Raw genomic sequence first — 15119 nt, forward strand, 5'->3', positions numbered from 1 at the left:
GTCCCCTTAATGGCTGGTTGCGGCTGCGGCTGTCTGAACCAGATCAGACGGCAGAGCGGCGTTATAGTTATCGAGCAATGCGCCCACCGACGGGCCGATCAGATCGGTCACAAGCGATGGATACACACCAAGCAAAAGCGTCATAAAGATGAGCGGCGCAAAGATCATTTTCTCGCGGGCGCTCATGTCGGTGATCGCTTTCAGGCTTTCCTTGATCAGATCCCCGAGCATGACGCGGCGATAGAGCCACAGCGCGTAGGAGGCCGACAGGATCACACCCGTGGTGGCCACGGCGGCAATCCAAGTGTTCGCTTGGAACATCCCGATCAGCGTCAGGAATTCCCCGACAAAGCCAGACGTACCAGGCAAGCCGACGTTGGCCATTGTGAAGAACATGAACACCAAGGCATAGGCGGGCATCCGGTTGATCAGGCCGCCATAGGCGTCGATGTCACGTGTGTGCATGCGGTCGTAGATCACGCCAACACACAAGAAGAGCGCACCAGAGACGAAGCCGTGGCTGAGCATCTGGAAGATCGCACCGTCGACCCCTTGTTGGTTGAGCGAGAAAATCCCTGCGGTCACATAGCCCATGTGGGCAACGGAGGAATAAGCGATCAGCTTTTTCATATCCTCTTGCACCATCGCGACGAGCGAGGTGTAGACGATGGCGATCACCGACAACCACATCACGAAGTCCGCGAGATGGTAGGACGCGACTGGGAACATCGGGATCGAGAAGCGTAGGAAGCCATAGCCCCCCATTTTGAGCATGATCGCCGCCAGAACCACAGAACCTGCGGTCGGCGCCTGAACGTGGGCGTCAGGCAACCATGTGTGGACAGGCCACATCGGCATTTTCACCGCGAAGGAGGCAAAGAATGCAAGGAAGGCAAGCGTCTGCATCCCGCCGACCACTTGGAAGCCCAAGACCGACAGCGTCTCCGAGGAGAAGGTGTGGGTCATCAGCGACGTCGCTTCGCCACAGCCGCCAATACAGGTCGTGCCTGCATCGAGGTACATGGCAACCATCGCGACCAACATCAGCACGGAACCGAGGAAGGTGTAGAGGAAGAATTTGAACGCGGCGTAGATGCGATCCTTGCCGCCCCATATGCCGATGATCAGGAACATCGGGATCAGACCCGCTTCAAAGAAGAGGTAGAACAGGATGAGGTCGAGCGCACAGAACACGCCGAGCATCAGCGTCTCAAGCAGCAAGAACGCGATCATGTATTCCTTGACCCGCGTGGTCACACCCCATGCCGACCAGATCACCAGTGGCATCAGGAAGGTGGTGAGCAGGACGAAGAGAACGGAAATCCCGTCCACGCCCATGCGGTAGCTCAACCCCATGATCCATTTGCGTTCTTCGACCATCTGGAAGCCTGTGTCGGCCGGGTCGAATTTCGCCAGAATGAACAGCGAGATCAGAAACGTGATGACTGTCGCAAAGAGCGCCAGACGTTTGGCGTTTCGCTGTGCAACTTCGTCATCTCCGCGCAAGAACAGCGCGAGGACCAAAGCCGCCATTGTCGGAAGGAAGGTAACGAAAGAAAGGACGTTATCCATTAGTGGGACCCTCCGCCGATCGACATCCAGGTAATCAAGATCACAATCCCCAATACCATCGCAAATGCGTATGTGAACAGATAGCCCGTCTGCGCGCGGCCTGCGAGGCGCGTGAAGAAGGGAACGATGCCGAGAGCCACGCCGTTGATCGTGCCGTCAATCGTCCCTTGATCGCCACGCTTCCAGAAGAAGCGGCCGAGGGCCAATGCAGGACGGACAAAGATGCGGTCATACAGCTCGTCGAAATACCACTTGTTAAGCAGGAAGTCGTAGAGCACGGGCTGAGACGCAGCGAGGCGTTTCGGCAGACGGGTGTCCTTAATATAGAACATCCAAGCAGTTATGAAGCCGATCACCATGGCGATAAACGGCGAGACTTTGACCCACGCGGGAGCGTGGTGCGCGTCGTCCATTACCGTGTTGTCAGCAGAGATGAAGAGTGCCCCTTGGGGCGCTTCACCCGCCATTGCGTGACCGTCATCATGTGTTTCCTCGGCCATAGCATGTTCGGTATCCGCAGCAGCGTCACCATGTGCCGCGTCGGTTGCGGCCTCGCCGTGGGCGGCGTCCGCCTCGGCGTGGTGGGCTGGAATGCCGAAGAAGGCGTTGTGCTTGTCATGGTCGCCAAAGAACGAGCCATACCAGACCATACCGGAGAAGATCGCGCCGAGGGAGAGAACGCCGAGCGGCACAAGCATGACCATCGGGCTTTCATGGGCGTGATCATGGGTGTGCTGATCGCCACGGGCTTTGCCGTAGAACGTCATGAACATCAGACGCCATGAGTAGAAGGAGGTGAACAGCGCCGCAATCACAAGCATCCAGAAGGCATAGCCAACACCGGACGCATAGGCGCTTTCAATGATCGCGTCTTTCGACAGGAAGCCCGCGAAGCCGAAGTGTGTGAGCGGAATACCGACACCGGTGATGGCGAGCGTGCCGACCATCATGGCCCAGTAGGTCGCGGGGATCTTCTTGCGAAGGCCACCGTAGTTGCGCATGTCCTGTTCGTGGTGCATCGCGTGGATCACGGAGCCCGCGCCCAAGAACAACATCGCTTTAAAGAAAGCGTGCGTCAAAAGGTGGAACATCGCAGGGCCGTAAGCCCCAACGCCTGCGGCCACGAACATGTAGCCAAGCTGGGACATGGTGGAGTAAGCGATGACGCGTTTGATGTCGTTCTGGACCAGACCGATTGTTGCGGCGACAAAGGCTGTCGATGCGCCGAGGTAGACGATAAAGGTCTGGGCCTGTGGTGCGTATTCAAACAGCGGCGACATACGGCAGACGAGGAACACCCCTGCCGTCACCATGGTCGCGGCGTGGATCAGCGCCGACACAGGTGTCGGGCCTTCCATCGCGTCGGGCAACCATGTGTGCAAGAACAGTTGCGCCGATTTCCCCATGGCCCCGACGAAGAGCAGGAGGGCCAACAGGTTGGCGGCATTCCATTCGGTCCACAGGAAATGAAGCTGTGTTTCGGCCAAGGCAGGGCCTTGGGCAAAGATCGTGTCAAGGTTGATGCTATCGGTGAGGAAGAACAACCCCATGATGCCAAGCGCGAAGCCGAAGTCGCCCACGCGGTTGACGATGAAGGCTTTCATCGACGCGGCACCGGCAGAGGGCTTTTTGAAATAAAAGCCAATCAGCAAGTAGGACGCGAGCCCCACGCCTTCCCAACCGAAGAACATCTGCGCGAGGTTATCGGCGGTCACGAGCATCAGCATCGCGAAGGTGAAGAGCGACAGGAAGGCAAAGAAGCGAGCGCGGTAGGGCTCGTCATCACCGAACTGATCGTCATGGGCCATATAGCCAAAGGAATAGAGGTGAACGACGGCGGAGACGGTCGTCACAACGATGAGCATGATCGCGGTCAGACGATCAAGGCGGATACCCCAGTCGACCGAGAGCGATCCGCTTTCAATCCATCTGAACAGGGAGACATGCTGTGTCTGGCCGTCGAAGCCGAGGAACACAGCCCACGACAGAAAGGCCGAGAGAAACAACAGGCCCGTGGTCAGGACTTGCGCGTTGCGCTCCCCGATCGCGCGCCAACCGAAGCCGGCGATAATGGCACCCACCAATGGGGCGAAGAGGATGATCGTTTCCATGTGCCCTTACCCTTTCATCACGTTGACGTCTTCGACGTCGATCGTGCCGCGGTTGCGGAAGAAGCCAACGAGGATGGCCAAACCAATCGCAGCCTCGGCGGCCGCCACGGTCAGAACCAACATCGTAAAGATTTGCCCGACAAGATCCCCCGCGAAGGAGGAGAAGGCGACAAGGTTGATATTGACCGACAACAAGATCATCTCGATGGACATCAAGATGATGATGACGTTCTTCCGGTTCAAAAAGAGCCCGAAAATTCCGATCACAAACAGCGCTCCTGCGACTGCTAGGTAATGTTCAAGTCCGACCATGTCGTCCCTCAGTTCTTATCTGTCGCCGCTTATCGCGGCTTTGGCTCGAAGCGGCCTTAGCGTCGCTCCGTATTCGTATCGTGGTGCAAGCGCCCTTAAAGCCCTTGCCCCGGTTTGATGTCTTTCAGTTCCATCGTCTTGGCCGGATCGCGGTGCATCTGTGTCATTACGTTCTGACGTTTGACGTCTTCGCGGTGGCGCAGGGTCAACACAATCGCGCCGATCATAGCGACCAGGAGGATCAGACCTGCGAGTTGGAACAGCATCAGGTAGTCGTCATACATCAACTGACCCAATGCAGCGGTGTTATGCACATCCTCGGGTGTCACCGCGCCGCGAAGCGCCTGCGCTCCTTCGGCGGCGTGCCAATCACCGAAGGCGATCCCGAACTGGAGCAGGACCACAATCGCCATGAGCAAGGCAAAGGGCAGATACCGCGCCATGCCCGCCTTGAGTTCGGCGAAATCCACATCGAGCATCATCACGACGAAGAGGAACAGCACCATCACCGCGCCGACGTAAACGATGACCAAGAGCATCGCCACGAACTCTGCGCCCAAAAGCACAAAGAGACCGGAGGCCGAGAGGAAGGTTAGGATCAGCCACAGCACCGAATGCACAGGGTTACGCGCCACAACCGTGAACAGCGCTCCCGTCAGCATCAGGATGGCGAAACAATAGAATGCGAAATCAACGACAGTCATTCACTGTCCTCCTGCATATCAGAAAAGACCTCATTGGCGAGATCCAGTGCTTTTGACATTGCGGGCAAACCGCCCAGCATCGACATTTGGTAGATCGTTTCAGCGATCTCTTGTTGGCTTGCCCCCGCCTCACGCGCATGGCGCACCGTCATTTTGAACGGATCGGGCGCCTGAACGCCTTGGGCCGTCAAACCCGCGAGCATCACCAAGAGCCGTGTTTTGGCATCAAGGCCGTCTTTGTTGAACGCATTGCCCCACAACATGTCCATGTACTCTTTGGTCATGGTCGGGAACAGCTTATCGAAACCCTCTGGCGTAAACGTCGCCATAGACGGATTGATCTCAGCGGCCATTTTCTGGCCCTGTTCCATCATCTGTCCAAAGAGTTTCGTAAAGTCGGTCATCAAAGGTATCGCGGTCCTGGTGTTCTGGCCTTAGCGGTAAGGCGCGTCCAATTCGAGGTTGCGGGCAATTTCAGCCTCCCAACGCGCCCCGTTATCAAGCAGCTTCTCTTTGTCGTAGAACAGCTCCTCACGGGTCTCGGTGGAAAACTCGAAGTTCGGGCCTTCGACGATTGCATCCACGGGACAGGCCTCTTGGCAAAACCCGCAATAGATGCATTTCGTCATATCGATGTCGTACCGCGTGGTGCGGCGCGAACCGTCCTCACGGGGTTCGGCGTCGATGGTGATCGCCTGTGCGGGGCAAATTGCCTCACACAATTTACATGCGATGCAGCGCTCTTCGCCATTGGGATAACGACGCAAGGCATGTTCGCCGCGAAAACGTGGGGACAAAGGCCCCTTTTCGTGCGGGTAGTTGATCGTCACCTTCGGCGCAAAGAAATAGCGCAGGCCAATGCGAAAGCCGGAGATAATGTCGGCCATCAAGAAGTATTTAACCGCGCGGTTATAATCCATTGCCATGGCTTAGCCTCCAATCGCCCAGCGGGCATAGGCCCCGCCGAAAGCACCGTATTGAGCAAAAAACGCAACCAGAACAACCCAAGCGAGCGAGAGCGGCAGGAAGACTTTCCAACCAATGCGCATCAGTTGGTCGTAGCGGTAGCGTGGGGTGATCGCCTTCACCATCGCGAAGATGAAGAAGAAGAACAGCATTTTGATGACGAGCCACAGGATGCCATCAGGCAAACCAGGCACGGGGGACAGCCACCCGCCGAAGAAGAGCAGCGACACGAGCGCGCACATCAAAACCACGGCCATCAGCTCGCCCATCATAAAGAGCAGGAACGGCGTCGACGAGTATTCCACCTGATACCCCGCAACCAGTTCCGATTCCGCTTCGGGAAGGTCGAATGGTGGGCGGTTGGTTTCAGCCAGTGCAGAGATGAAGAACAAGATGACCATCGGGAAATGCGGCACCCAGTACCATGAGAAAATCCCGAAACGACCGTCTTGGGCTGCGACGATCTCGCTGAAGTTCATCGAACCCGACGAAATCACAACACCAATAATGATCAGGCCGATAGAGACCTCATAGGAAATCATCTGCGCCGCAGAGCGGAGCGACCCGAGGAACGGATATTTGGAGTTGGACGCCCAACCACCCATAATCACGCCGTACACCTCAAGGGAGGAGATAGCGAAGATGTAGAGGATCGCGACATTGAGGTCGGCAATCACCCATCCGTCGTTCCACGGGATCACCACCCAAGCGATACAGGCGGTCACAAAGGTGATCATCGGCGCGAGGTAAAAGACAAACTTGTCCGCCCCCGCAGGCACCACCACCTCTTTGACGATGTATTTGATAAAGTCGGCGAAGGACTGCAACAGACCGAAAGCACCCACAATATTGGGCCCTCTCCGCATCATCACAGCTGCCCAGACCTTACGGTCGCCCCACATCAGGAAGGCGAGCGCCAAGAATAGCGGCACCAGAAGCAACAGGCATTGCCCGAGGATCAGGAGAGCTATCCCGAGATTTGTTGTCGTGAAAAATTCGACCATTTTTCAGCCTTTCACACCGTCGGTATCTTGTTGTCCCTACAGCGTGCGACTTCGACTTCGGCGTCGATTGTTCGCAAACCTTCGGGGAGCGCTGACGAGATGGTGTAAACAGCATCCGCGCGCCAAATTCCACCCTCATATGCGACATTTGTGCGCACATGACGCGCAAATCCGAAACCACGGATCAGCGCATATTGAGCCGCTGCGCATTGCGCGTAGTCAGCCACGTCGTTTTTATTCTCCGTTCCCGACATGGAAACATCGAAATTCACCAGATCACCGTCCAAAAGACGTGTTTCCACGCCACGGTAGACCTTTTCGCCCTGTGTGACCGATCCATTTGCGGACCCGCCATCCGTCGGGGAAACACACGCACCAAGGAGTGCGGTTGCCGCAAGTGCGGCTCCCGTCCCCATAAGGCGATATGTCATCCCTTGGGCGTTCATCACTCGGCTGCCACGCTCTCTGTGGCGCGCGCTTTGGCCCCTGCTGACAATTCAGCCATCAAGGCCGATGCGCGGGCAATCGGGTTGGTGAGGTAGAAATCCTTCACCGCGTTGCGGAAGTCGGCTTTCGCGGGCTTCTTGGCGGCAATGGCTTTCCATTTGTTCTCAACAACTTGGTCAATCTGCGCGAGATGCGGCACGGCTGCGATGAGATCGCGGCGCAAGGCGGCAAGGCTGTCAAACGGCAGTGTCGCGTCGAGTTCCGCCGACAAGGCCCGCAAAATCGCCCAGTTTTCCTTCGCCTCACCTGGAGGGAAGGAAGCACGCAGTGCGAGTTGTGGGCGACCTTCGGTGTTTACGAACAGGCCGCCTTCCTCAGTGTAAGCGGCACCAGGCAGAATCACGTCAGCGCGGTGCGCGCCACGGTCGCCGTGCGAGCCTTGGTAAACGACAAAGGCACCATCACCGATTTCGACTTCGTCCGCACCGAGGTTGTAGACCGCTTCCACGCCATCAAGAGTCTTGGCCAGACCACCCTTTGTCACCGCATCCACATCCATCGCGCCCACGCGGGCCGCAGCAGTGTGCAGAATCATCAGTTTCGATTTGGTGGCTTCGGCCATTTTCATTGCGAGCGACAAGACCGCTTCGCCATCAGCCTCGGTCAAAGCGCCCTGCCCCACGATGATCACGGAGTTCGCGTCATCGACTGGACCAGAGGTGTGATCGGCCAACTCTTCGAGAGCGGCGCGGTCGGTGCCGACGTGGACATAGTCATAGGTCAGATCAACCGCTTCGCCAATCAGGCCGACTTTAGCGCCGTTCAACCATGCTTTGCGGATACGCGCGTTCAGCACAGGAGCCTCATCACGCGGGTTGGTGCCAATGAGTTGGATATACTCGGCATTGTCGATGTCCGCGATGGACGCCGTGCCGACATAGCCGGAGCGGTTGCCCGCAGGCAGTTTCGCGCCATCGACGCGGCATTCGACGTTGCCGCCGAGCCCTTCAACCAGTTGCTTGAGCGCAAAGGCGGCTTCAACGGGGACCAGATCACCGACGAGACCGGCAACCTTTTTGCCTTTGAGGCCTGCTGCTGCCGCTTTGAGCGCTTCGGCCCAAGTGGCTTTGCGCAGCTTGCCGTTTTCACGCACGTAAGGCGAATCAAGGCGCTGACGACGCAGACCGTCCCACACAAAACGGGTTTTGTCGGAAATCCACTCTTCGTTCACGCCATCATGGTTGCGCGGCAGAATGCGCATCACTTCACGGCCTTTGGTATCCACGCGGATGTTGGAGCCAAGCGCGTCCATCACGTCGATGGTCTCGGTCTTGGTCAACTCCCATGGGCGCGCAGTAAAGGCGTAAGGCTTGGACGTCAGCGCACCGACGGGGCACAGATCAATGATGTTGCCCTGAAGGTTCGATTTGAGCGTCTGATCGAGATAGCTTGTGATCTCGCTGTCTTCACCGCGACCCGTTTGGCCCATTTGGGTGATACCCGCGACCTCGGTTGTGAAGCGCACACAGCGGGTGCAAGAGATACAACGGGTCATTGCCGTGCCCACGAGTGGTCCGAGGTTCAATTCGGTCGAGGCCCGTTTGGGTTCGCGGTAGCGCGAGAAATCCACGCCGTAAGCCATGGCTTGGTCTTGCAGATCGCATTCGCCGCCTTGGTCACAGATCGGACAATCAAGCGGGTGGTTGATGAGCAGAAATTCCATCACGCCTTCGCGGGCCTTTTTGACCATCGGCGAGTTGGTTTTCACAACAGGCGGCTGACCTTCTGGGCCGGGGCGCATGTCTTTGACCTGCATCGCGCAGCTTGCGGCGGGCTTTGGCGGACCACCGACAACCTCTACGAGACACATGCGGCAGTTGCCCGCAATCGAGAGGCGCTCGTGGTAGCAAAAACGGGGCACCTCAATGCCTGCAACTTCGCAGGCCTGAAGGATGGTCATCGCCGGATCGACTTCGACCTCGGTCCCGTCAATGATGATTTTGCGCTTGTCTGCCATAGTCAATCACCTGTTCTTCGCGGCCAGTGGGAGTGTCCCGTGCGGCCAGTTCAGACGCACTTGCGCCCAATCAGTCGTTTTCTGTCATTCGCGCCCGTGTCACCACAAACGCGCACATTCACTTCGCGCGAAGCAGCGATCCAATCACGCTGCCCTTTGCAATTTCCATTTCCCCCAAGGCACACAGCCCTGCGGTCGTTGTCGGGTCCACGCCGTGAGCACGTGCATAGGCCGCCCCTTTGGCACGGATGCGGGCCTTTTCATCCTTGCTTTTGACGTAGGCCTCAATCTCCTCATTGGAGTAGCCCATTTCCGAAGCCACGGCCTTTAGCGTCCAAAGAAAGTTCAGACCCTTGAGTTTGCGTGCATCAATCGTCGGGCACTCGTCGCTGATCTCGATAGCAATGGCCACAAAGAGCATATTGTTGTCGATCTCTTCCACGCTCGACAGCGGCGGCAAGGCCGAAGCCGAAAGCGGGACGGCGAGAAGCGCAAGGCTCACGCCGATACGGGATGCGATATGTTTTAATACTGTCATGGGGTTACTCCGCCATACTGGGCACAGCGCATGTCATGCGACATGGCGCGGCCTCTGTCAGATACGATCCGCCAAAGGCAAGATCGTCGTCCCCATGGTTTTCTTTGTCGGCAAGGCGTTCGAGCGCCTCGTCCAAGGTGGGCTTGTGCCCGATTTGATCGCCACGCAGCACGGCACGATAGGCCCCTGCGCCCGTCACGCACAGGTCAGCCGCAGACGTCAATCGACGCCCTGCTGTGGTCTGTGTGATATGACGGGACATAGCGTTTCTTACTCCGCTGCGATCGAACCGACGCGGCTCGACTTTTGCGTTTTGATACGATCTTCGATTTCGTCGCGGAAATTTTTGATCAGACCTTGGATCGGCCATGCGGCCGCATCGCCGAGCGCACAAATCGTGTGGCCCTCAACCTGCTTGGTCACATCCCACAGCATGTCGATTTCTTCGGGATCAGCCTCGCCTTTAACCAGACGATCCATCACGCGCATCATCCACCCCGTACCTTCGCGGCATGGCGTACACTGACCACAGCTTTCGTGTTTGTAGAACTTCGACAGGCGGTGAATGGCTTTGATGATGTCGGTGGATTTGTCCATCACGATCACAGCCGCAGTACCGAGGCCAGAGCCAAGCTCGCCGCGCAGGTAATCGAAGTCCATGATCGCATCTTTCATGTCTTCGCCGCGCACACAGGGCACGGAAGACCCGCCGGGGATCACCGCTTTGAGGTTGTCCCACCCGCCGCGAATACCGCCGCAGTGCTTTTCAATCAGCTCTTCAAAGGAGATCGACATCGCCTCTTCAACCACACAGGGGTTGTTGACGTGACCCGAGATTGCGAACAGTTTGGTGCCCGCATTGTTCGGACGGCCAAACCCCGCAAACCACTCAGGCCCACGCCGCAGGATCGTCGGTACGACGGCAATGGATTCAACGTTGTTCACCGTGGTCGGACACCCATAAAGACCCGCGCCCGCAGGGAACGGCGGCTTCATCCGTGGCATGCCTTTTTTGCCCTCAAGGCTTTCAAGCAATGCAGTCTCTTCGCCACAGATATACGCGCCCGCACCGTGGTGCAGATAAAGGTCGAAGTCGTAGCCGGATTTACACGCGTTGCGGCCAAGGAACCCAGCCGCATAGGCCTCGTCGATGGCGTTTTGCAGCGCTTCTTTTTCGCGGATGTATTCGCCGCGGATGTAGATATAGGCCGCATTCGCATTCATCGCGAAGGAAGCGATCAACGCGCCTTCGATCAATGTGTGTGGATCATGGCGCATGATCTCACGGTCTTTACATGTACCTGGCTCGGATTCATCAGCGTTGATGACGAGGTAGGACGGACGACCGTCGCTTTCCTTAGGCATAAAGGACCATTTGAGGCCGGTGGGGAAACCCGCACCGCCACGGCCACGCAGACCCGACGCCTTCATCTGGTCCACGATCCAATCGCGGCCCTTTTTGATGATGGCGGCCGTGCCGTCCCAATGTCCACGCGCCTGCGCGCCCTTCAGGGTGCGGTCATGCATCCCGTAGATATTGGTAAAGATCCGATCCTGATCCTTAAGCATTGGTCTACTTCCTTCAGCCTTGCTGGCGCGCACGCCAGATCTGGTAAATATTCACAAACGCCCAGACAAATGCCGCGAGCGCTGCGAGGTCAAAGAGAAAAACGAACCGCACTGGCAGTCCCATTTCTCCCCCGACCCACTGAGCTCCGAACCAGATCACCATCGTTGCGGCCATTACGAACCCGACGAAGCGGGCCTTTCTGGCGAGACGGATTTCCGTTTCGGAACTCATCTTGTCTTACCCCCGAACGCGCTTAGTATTTTGCGCGTTTGGAGAATTCGGTTTGGCCACCCGCCGCGAGCGTCTTCGCATCGGGTTTCCATGTCTCAATCTGACGTGCCGACGTCCCAACGAGTTTCTCGTCGAGCCATGCGGTTTCTTTTTTGCGCAGCGAGGCGATCTGATCAAAGTGATAGAAGCCAAGCGCGTGGAGCTGTGCTTCGATCTTTGGACCGACACCTTTGAGCATCTTCAAGTCGTCAGGCTTGCCACCGCGCGGTGCCGAGAGCAGCACATCTGCGGGATTGCCGTCAGCCGCGACAGGTGCCCGTTTCGGAGTTGCCGCCGCTTTCGCTTTAGCAGGAGCTTTGGGCTTGGCTGCAGCTTTCGCCTTGGCAGGTGCCTTAGTCGTTGCAGCTTTAGCCTTTGCTGGCGCTTTGGTTGTCGCGGCCTTGGCCTTTGTCGTTGTGGCCTTGGCAGCTGATTTTTCTGCGGACTTCGCCTTGGCTGGCGCTTTGGCCTTCGCGGGTGCTTTCGCTTTCGCGGGCGCAGCACTTGCCTCTTTCGAGGTGGTTGCAGCCTTCGCCTTGGTTGTCTTCGCGGCCGTTTTCTTCGCCGCAGGGGCCTTGGCTTTACCGTCAGCTTTTGCCGTTGCCGCCTTGGCGGGTTTTGCCTTCGCAGTCGCGGTTTTAGCGATGGCGGTTTTAGCCGCGGGCTTCTTCGCCGCTGCTTTCTTCGCTGCCGGTTTGGCAGGAGCCTCCGATGTTGTCGCAGTGGAGCCAGACATCAGGCCCGCAGCTGCCGTGGATCCCGTGGACGTCGCAGCCGCCGAAGAGGACGCGGCCTCAGCAGAGGCAGACGCCGCAGGTACAGAACCTGTCACAGCACCTGTGCTTGACGCGGAAACGCCAGACGAGCGGTCCTCAGAGACCGATTTGTCTTTCACGGGCTCTTCGTACCAGCCGATCCACAACAAGATTGCCACCAGCAATGCCACAAGCACGCCGATGATCAATGATGCAACTGTCGAATAGCTTGCGATAAACAACAGCGCCAGAAACGCCAACACACCACAGATGGCTGAAATCAGCCAAATCTTTGAGGTCTTTCCCGAATTCGTCTCACTCATGTCAAACTCCTAGTCCCTATTCCCTATTGCCCTTTGGCTCTTCGGCCGCTGGCTCTTTGGCCAATTATGGGCGTTTTTTAGTACTTTGCACGTTTGGAAAACTCGGTTTGACCACCTGAAGCGAGAATCTTGGCCTGTTCGACCCACCCATCGCGTTCAATGCGGCCTTTGAAATTCAAATTGTCGTCGACCCATGCGATCTCTTCTGCCGTCCATTTGGCAACCTGATCGAAATGGTAAAAGCCCAATGCGTTGAGCGTTTGTTCCAGTTTCGGACCAACGCCTTTGAGCATTTTCAAATCATCCGCTCCTGCTTTGCGCGGAGCTTTCATGGTGCGGGGCTTTTTGCCTACGGGCGCAGCTGCTTTACCAGCGGGAGCAGCAGCCTTAGGCGCTTTGGTCGTTTTTGCTTTTGCAGCAGGTGTCGCAGCCTTCTTGGCGGCTGCGGCTTGCTGCACAGCGGATTTTTGCACTGGCGCAGGCTTCGGCGGTGTCTTCTTGGCCGAGGCTGCTTTCTTGCCGCCTTTAACAACCCATGGAGTCAGGATCGGCACTTCGGTGCCATCAATCCGTTTGAGCGTGTCGCCAAGATCGGCGGCCAGTTGCGCAGAGGCGTTATACTGTGTCTTGCCGCTTTCATGCTCGGTGAGCGAGGTCAGGCCCGACAAAGGCTCGGCAGCGTAGCGACCATTTTGCGGACCGGGCAGAGGCACCTGGCCTGCGGCCATATCGTCGATCAACTTGCCAAAATTCTCGGCGGTGAGATCCTCGTAATAGTCTTTACCGATCTGCGCCATCGGCGCGTTGGAACAGGCGCCCAGACATTCGACCTCTTCCCACGAAAACTTGCCATCCGCAGACAGCTCATGGGGGTTCGGCGCGATTTTGTCCTTACAGACCGCGATCAAGTCTTCAGCGCCACAGATCATGCACGACAAGGTGCCGCAGACCTGAATGTGAGCCACGGAGCCAACGGGCTGAAGTTGGAACATGAAGTAGAAGGTCGCCACTTCGAGCACGCGAATATAGGGCATGCCAAGCATGTCGCCAACATATTCAATCGCAGGCTTGGTCAACCACCCTTCCTGCTCTTGGGCACGCCACAAGAGCGGGATCACGGCAGATTGCGCGCGACCCTCGGGGTATTTCGTGATCTGACCCTGCGCCCACTCAAGGTTGGCAGGCGTGAATTCAAAGCTCTCGGGCTGTTCGTGATGCAGACGGCGCAGCATTAGCGGTCCACCTCCCCAAATACGATGTCCATGGAGCCGATGATGGCGGCGACGTCGGCCAACTGGTGGCCATGTGCAACGTGATCCATCGACTGAAGATGCAGATACCCCGGGGCGCGCAGCTTGGCGCGGTAGGGTTTGTTGGTCCCGTCAGAAACCATGTAAACGCCGAACTCGCCCTTGGGGGCTTCGACTGCGGCGTAGACCTCACCTGCGGGCAGTTTGAAACCCTCGGTGTAGAGTTTGAAGTGGTGAATGAGCGCCTCCATAGAGGTTTTCATGTCACTGCGTTTGGGCGGTGTGAGCTTGCCACGGGCCAAAACGTCCCCTTGGTTCTCGGGCATCCGAAGTTTCGCAATGGCCTGTTTGATGATCGAGGTGGATTGCGCCATCTCTTCCATGCGGCACAGGTAACGGTCATAGCAGTCACCGTTCTTGCCCACAGGCACTTCGAAATCGAATTCGTCGTAGCACTCATATGGCTGCGAACGACGCAGATCCCACGCAAGGCCCGACCCGCGCGCCATCACACCAGAATAGCCCCAATCGAGGATTTCCTGTTCGGAGATGACGCAAATGTCGACGTTACGCTGTTTGAAAATACGGTTTTCGGTGAGCAGCGTGTGGATGTCGGCGAGCGGCTTGGCGAAGTGGTCGGCCCATGCCTCAATGTCGTCAAGCAATGACTCTGGCAGGTCTTGGTGGACACCACCGGGACGGAAATAAGCAGCGTGAAGACGTGCACCACAGGCCCGCTCGTAGAAAATCATCAGCTTTTCGCGCTCTTCAAAGCCCCACAGTGGCGGCGTAAGCGCGCCCACGTCCATCGCCTGCGTGGTGACGTTGAGCAGGTGGTTCAACACACGACCGATCTCGGAGAACAGCACGCGGATGAGAGATGCACGACGTGGCACCTCAACCCCTGCGAGACGTTCAATGGCCATGCACCATGCATGCTCTTGGTTCATCGGCGCCACATAGTCGAGACGGTCGAGATAGGGCAGGTTTTGCAGATAGGTGCGGCTTTCCATCAGCTTCTCGGTGCCGCGGTGTAGCAGGCCGATATGCGGGTCAGCGCGTTCTACGATCTCGCCATCAAGCTCCAAAACCATACGAAGCACCCCGTGCGCCGCAGGGTGCTGCGGGCCGAAGTTGATGTTGAAATTGCGGATCTTCTGCTCGCCCGAAAGTGCGTCGTCGAAGTTACCGTCCATCATCAGACCTTTCTCCAATTGACCCTCGCCGCTCTGGCTGTCGATCAAAAGTCTTGTCACCAAAAACGTGTGAGCGGCGCGAGG

The 15119-nt window shown here is 57.4% G+C and carries 16 protein-coding genes; all 16 read right to left on the reverse strand.

From position 1 onward, the window contains the following. Positions 1–6 precede the first annotated feature (6 nt). A complete protein-coding gene (locus ACN0TS_RS09920) occupies positions 7–1572 on the reverse strand; it encodes an NADH-quinone oxidoreductase subunit M (RefSeq protein ID WP_417259196.1) in 1566 nt (521 codons plus the stop codon). Further along, complete coding sequence (nuoL, locus tag ACN0TS_RS09925) at positions 1572–3683, reverse strand: NADH-quinone oxidoreductase subunit L (RefSeq protein ID WP_417259197.1); 2112 nt, start codon at positions 3681–3683, stop codon at positions 1572–1574. The genes ACN0TS_RS09920 and nuoL overlap by 1 nt, the downstream gene beginning before the upstream one ends. A gap of 6 nt (positions 3684–3689) precedes the next feature. Next, entirely contained in the window at positions 3690–3995 is a 306-nt protein-coding gene (gene nuoK, locus ACN0TS_RS09930) for an NADH-quinone oxidoreductase subunit NuoK (RefSeq protein WP_062219307.1), read from the reverse strand. 95 nt (positions 3996–4090) lie between these two features. Continuing rightward, complete coding sequence (locus tag ACN0TS_RS09935) at positions 4091–4699, reverse strand: NADH-quinone oxidoreductase subunit J (RefSeq protein ID WP_417259198.1); 609 nt, start codon at positions 4697–4699, stop codon at positions 4091–4093. Beyond that, complete coding sequence (locus ACN0TS_RS09940) at positions 4696–5103, reverse strand: carboxymuconolactone decarboxylase family protein (RefSeq protein WP_417259199.1); 408 nt, start codon at positions 5101–5103, stop codon at positions 4696–4698. Before ACN0TS_RS09940 ends, ACN0TS_RS09935 begins: the two co-directional genes overlap by 4 nt. Positions 5104–5133: 30 nt before the next feature. Next, positions 5134–5625, reverse strand: a complete 492-nt coding sequence (nuoI, locus tag ACN0TS_RS09945) for an NADH-quinone oxidoreductase subunit NuoI (protein ID WP_417259200.1) — start codon at positions 5623–5625, stop codon at positions 5134–5136. 3 nt (positions 5626–5628) lie between these two features. Next, the gene (gene nuoH, locus ACN0TS_RS09950; protein WP_417259201.1) at positions 5629–6669 is read right to left on the reverse strand and encodes an NADH-quinone oxidoreductase subunit NuoH; all 1041 of its coding nucleotides are present in this window, start codon (positions 6667–6669) and stop codon (positions 5629–5631) included. Between the two features lie 11 nt (positions 6670–6680). Then, on the reverse strand, positions 6681–7100 hold the full coding sequence (locus ACN0TS_RS09955) for a hypothetical protein (protein WP_417259202.1): 420 nt from the start codon (positions 7098–7100) through the stop codon (positions 6681–6683). 14 nt (positions 7101–7114) lie between these two features. Continuing rightward, on the reverse strand, positions 7115–9133 hold the full coding sequence (gene nuoG / locus ACN0TS_RS09960; protein ID WP_417259203.1) for an NADH-quinone oxidoreductase subunit NuoG: 2019 nt from the start codon (positions 9131–9133) through the stop codon (positions 7115–7117). Positions 9134–9251: 118 nt separating this feature from the next. Continuing rightward, on the reverse strand, positions 9252–9671 hold the full coding sequence (locus tag ACN0TS_RS09965; RefSeq protein ID WP_417259204.1) for a DUF5333 domain-containing protein: 420 nt from the start codon (positions 9669–9671) through the stop codon (positions 9252–9254). A 4-nt stretch (positions 9672–9675) separates the two neighbouring features. Continuing rightward, on the reverse strand, positions 9676–9933 hold the full coding sequence (locus ACN0TS_RS09970; RefSeq protein ID WP_417259205.1) for a hypothetical protein: 258 nt from the start codon (positions 9931–9933) through the stop codon (positions 9676–9678). 8 nt (positions 9934–9941) lie between these two features. Further along, complete coding sequence (gene nuoF / locus ACN0TS_RS09975; RefSeq protein WP_417259206.1) at positions 9942–11240, reverse strand: NADH-quinone oxidoreductase subunit NuoF; 1299 nt, start codon at positions 11238–11240, stop codon at positions 9942–9944. A 13-nt stretch (positions 11241–11253) separates the two neighbouring features. After that, entirely contained in the window at positions 11254–11472 is a 219-nt protein-coding gene (locus ACN0TS_RS09980) for a DUF5337 domain-containing protein (protein WP_417259207.1), read from the reverse strand. A 22-nt stretch (positions 11473–11494) separates the two neighbouring features. Beyond that, positions 11495–12589 carry a hypothetical protein gene (locus tag ACN0TS_RS09985; RefSeq protein ID WP_417259208.1) on the reverse strand — a complete coding sequence of 365 codons (1095 nt, stop codon included), beginning with the start codon at positions 12587–12589 and terminating at the stop codon, positions 11495–11497. 77 nt (positions 12590–12666) lie between these two features. After that, positions 12667–13821: an NADH-quinone oxidoreductase subunit E gene (locus ACN0TS_RS09990; RefSeq protein WP_417259209.1), complete on the reverse strand. Its 1155-nt coding sequence runs from the start codon at positions 13819–13821 to the stop codon at positions 12667–12669. Further along, on the reverse strand, positions 13821–15035 hold the full coding sequence (locus ACN0TS_RS09995; protein WP_417259374.1) for an NADH-quinone oxidoreductase subunit D: 1215 nt from the start codon (positions 15033–15035) through the stop codon (positions 13821–13823). Before ACN0TS_RS09995 ends, ACN0TS_RS09990 begins: the two co-directional genes overlap by 1 nt. Positions 15036–15119: the final 84 nt, after the last annotated feature.

Source organism: Celeribacter sp. (assembly GCF_048266405.1).
In the GTDB taxonomy this organism is placed as follows: domain Bacteria; phylum Pseudomonadota; class Alphaproteobacteria; order Rhodobacterales; family Rhodobacteraceae; genus Celeribacter.